This is a genomic window from Dethiosulfatibacter sp., assembly GCF_983023055.1.
On sequence record NZ_CEZJXU010000241.1, the window covers coordinates 1 to 3,894 of the forward strand.

Genomic DNA, 3,894 nt, shown 5'->3' on the forward strand with positions numbered 1-3,894 from the left:
CAGGCCATCAAGCAGAAAAAATCTTTTATCGATACACGACAGACCTATATTACCTATGCAGGGAAAAGACTCAACATAGTATGCAATACATATCCATTGTTTCAAAATGATGAGGTAATAGGTGCTGTATCTATCATGAGAGATAATTCGAAAATCCAGGAACTTCTCGAAGAAATAGTGGATTTGAGAGAGTCAATAGATAAAAAAGGTAAGAGGGCGACAGTTAAAAGCCCTGTAAAATCAACAAAATATTCATTTCAAAGTATTATTGGAGCAAGTGAAAAGATTACTAAGACATTGAAATATTCCAAAAAGGCTTCCGAAAGTAATTCTCCTGTATTGATTTATGGGGAGACGGGAACAGGTAAGGAATTGTTTAGTCAAAGCATACACAATGCAAGTGTAAGAAAAGACAAACCCTTTGTGGCAATAAACTGTGCGGCTATACCTGAAAACCTTCTTGAAGGTATATTGTTTGGAACCGTAAAAGGGGCATTTTCAGGAGCTATTGACAGACCAGGACTTTTTGAACAGGCAAATGAAGGTACACTTTTGTTGGACGAACTTAATTCAATGCCCCTGGGACTTCAATCCAAATTATTAAGGGTATTGCAGGAGGGTTCAATAAGAAGGGTAGGAGCCATAGAGGAAAAATATGTTGACGTAAGAATAATATCAAATATTAACGAAAAGCCAATTAAGGCAATAAATGAGAACAAACTCCGACAGGATTTGTTTTATAGATTGAGTGGTGTAAGTATTGAAATACCACCTTTAAGAGAGCGCAGAGAGGATGTGCCTATACTTACAAATCTCTTTGTTAATAAATTCAACAAACAGTTGAATATGAACGTAACTGGCATGTCTACAGAAGTGTTGGATATATTTGGTAAGTACAAATGGCCGGGAAATATCAGAGAATTGCAGCATTCAATTGAAACTGCTATGAATATAATGGATAAAAATGAAAGCATGATATTGAGAAATCATCTACCCTTTCATATCATTAATGAATTTAACAACGACGAGAGTATTGGTAAAAAAAGTGAACATGGCAAAACAACAAATACATTGACTGAAACAATGAATCTTGTTGAAAAGCAACTGATATTGAATGTACTTAAAGAAAACAACTGGAATATTTCACATGCTGCAAAATCACTTGATATCCATAGACAAGGGCTTCAGTATAGAATAAAAAAGTATGATATTTGCCAAAACGAGGTTAATTAAAAGGTATATGTTTGTTAATGCAATATAATAATGCATCTCAAATGAATATATTTTTAACAAAGTATTTATTTGAAAGTAGATATAAATATAATTAAAGGGACTATTACTGTCTTTTTAACAAAACTCCGTCATAAATAAAGTGAATTAATGATAAAATAATCACAAAAAAGATTGAATAAACAAATGAAGTTGAATGATGCAATGTAGTAATGCACCTTATAATTGATAGGTGCATTATTCCATTGCATCATTTTTTGTTGATGAAAGAGTTTAAATAAAAATTAAAGGAATTTTAGGAAAATTTCAGTTATATAACGGAGATTTCAATGAATTTTCTCAAATAATCAGTAAATGAAAAAATCGGCATAATAATTGCATTACTAATATTCAAATGATAAATATTAAGAATGGAGGGATTGAATTGAGAATTGAAAAACATCCAGTTTTAGAGTTTGAGAAAAAAAAAGAGATTAAATTCATATTCGAAGGTAAAGAAATGATAGGCTATGAAAATGAACCTATTTCAGCAGCATTGCACGCCAATGGAATCAAAGATTTAAAACATGATCACAGACCAAGAGGACTATTTTGTGCAATAGGCAACTGTTCTTCATGTCTAATGGAAGTAAACGGAGAACCAAATGTTAGAGTTTGTGTCGAAGAACTGAAGGAAAACATGGTAGTTAACAGACAGCAAGGAAAAGGTTTGTTTAAAGGAGATGAAAAATAGATGAATAATACAGAAATTGCTATCATCGGTGGTGGACCTGCAGGAATGTGTGCTGCAATTGCAGCTGCAGGGCAGGGTGCTAGAGTAACATTGTTTGACAGAGGAAAAGACTATGGAGGTCAGCTGATAAAGCAAACTCACAGGTTTTTCGGATCTGAAAGGGAATATGCAGGAACAAGAGGAATAGACATTGCCAAGGTTTTTTTGGAAAAAATAAACGAAAACAAACTTATAGATATAAAAAAGGATACTACGGTATTATCAATATATCATGATGGTGTAATAACATTTGAAGAAGGAAAAAAATATGACAGAATAACAGCGGATAAAACCATTATCGCTACAGGAGCCTCAGAGAAAATGCTTCCTTTCCCAAATAATGACCTTCCGGGAGTATACGGAGCAGGTGCAGTACAGACATTGATGAATCAGTATGGAGTTGTTCCGGGAAATAAAGTATTAATGATTGGAGCAGGTAATATAGGACTTATAGTTTCATATCAGCTTATGCAGGCTGGAGTGAAGGTTGAGGCAATAATTGATGCAGCTCCGCAAATTGGCGGATTCATGGTACATGCTTCCAAAGTTAGAAGAATGGGAGTTCCAATATTAACTTCAACTTCTGTTAAGGAAGCTGTTGGTAAAAACTATGTTGAAGGTGCTGTAATCGGTAGTCTGGATGAAAAATGGAATTTCATTCCTGGAACTGAAAAGAATCTTGATGTTGACACTATTTGTTTATCAGTAGGCTTGACTCCTCTAGGGGAACTGCTTACACATACGGAATGTGATATGAAGTATTCAAAACTACTAGGCGGATTTGTACCGTTGAGGAATGATGATTTGGAAACCACTGCTTCGGGATACTACGTTGCAGGTGATGCCTCTGGAGTAGAAGAAGCAAGCAGTGCAATGATTGAAGGTACCATAGCAGGATTGTCTGCGGCGGGATCACTGGGATACGGCAGCAATATAGATGAATTAAAGCAAAGATATATTGCTGATCTGAATGTTTTAAGATCCGGACCCGTAGGAACAAAAATAAGAGAAGGTATTGCAAACTTAAAAATATAGGCGGTGAAAAAATGTTTAAACAAACAGGAATAGCTACATTGGAAATGATAAAGGAAAAGTTTCCTTCAGAAGAAAGAAGAAATAAAGGACCTTATGCAGTATTTGAATGTTTTCAGGAAATTCCATGTAATCCCTGCCATACTTCATGCAAAATTAAAGCAGTGGAATCCATAGAAGAAGATATAAACAACATACCTGACGTAAACCATGACAAATGTACGGGATGCAGCATGTGTGTAAGTGCATGCCCAGGATTGGCCTGCTTTGTAATTGACGAGACATATTCAGAAGACAAGTTTTCACTTAAGATTCCTTATGAACTTTTACCACTTCCACAAAAAGGTGATATTGTATATGCACTTGACAGGGAAGGAAGCGCTGTAGGGAAAGCAGAAGTCCTTAAGGTTCAGGATCATGAAAGATTTGATCATACAAATGTAATAACTTTGGCATTACCGAAGGAGTTTATTTATTCTGTTAGAAATATTAAGGTGGATGGTGAATGATATGAATGAAAAAGATACTATTTTATGCAGATGTGAAAACCTGACGTTGGGAGATTTGCACGAGATGCTGGACAATGGAATTACGTCAATGGAAGAAATAAAAAGAGAATCAAGAGCAACAATGGGACCATGCCAGGGAAGGACATGCAAGGATTTAATAGCAAAAGAGATGGCCAAATACCTGGGCAAGGACATAGAAGAAATGGACATACCGGTAAACAGGGCTCCCGTAAAGCCCATGAAGCTGGGTGCCATTGCAGGAGGTGAAGATAATGCGTAAAAGTGCTGATGTAGTAGTAATTGGAGGAGGATCCATAGGCTGTTCTGTTGCATACAACCTTGCAAAGAAAG

The 3,894-nt window shown here is 35.6% G+C and carries 5 protein-coding genes; all 5 read left to right on the forward strand.

The window, feature by feature from the left end:
- A partial coding sequence (locus AC3AX0_RS08860; protein ID WP_487549937.1) for a sigma-54 interaction domain-containing protein occupies positions 1 to 1,233 on the forward strand: 1,233 nt, incomplete at its 5' end.
- A gap of 421 nt (positions 1,234 to 1,654) precedes the next feature.
- Positions 1,655 to 1,963: a (2Fe-2S)-binding protein gene (locus AC3AX0_RS08865; protein ID WP_487549938.1), complete on the forward strand. Its 309-nt coding sequence runs from the start codon at positions 1,655 to 1,657 to the stop codon at positions 1,961 to 1,963.
- Positions 1,964 to 3,037 (forward strand): NAD(P)/FAD-dependent oxidoreductase, encoded by a 1,074-nt coding sequence (locus AC3AX0_RS08870; protein WP_487549939.1) that lies wholly within the window; start codon positions 1,964 to 1,966, stop codon positions 3,035 to 3,037.
- Between the two features lie 11 nt (positions 3,038 to 3,048).
- The gene (locus AC3AX0_RS08875; RefSeq protein ID WP_487549940.1) at positions 3,049 to 3,543 is read left to right on the forward strand and encodes a 4Fe-4S binding protein; all 495 of its coding nucleotides are present in this window, start codon (positions 3,049 to 3,051) and stop codon (positions 3,541 to 3,543) included.
- Between the two features lies 1 nt (position 3,544).
- Entirely contained in the window at positions 3,545 to 3,823 is a 279-nt protein-coding gene (locus AC3AX0_RS08880) for a (2Fe-2S)-binding protein (protein WP_487549941.1), read from the forward strand.
- Positions 3,824 to 3,894 lie beyond the last annotated feature (71 nt).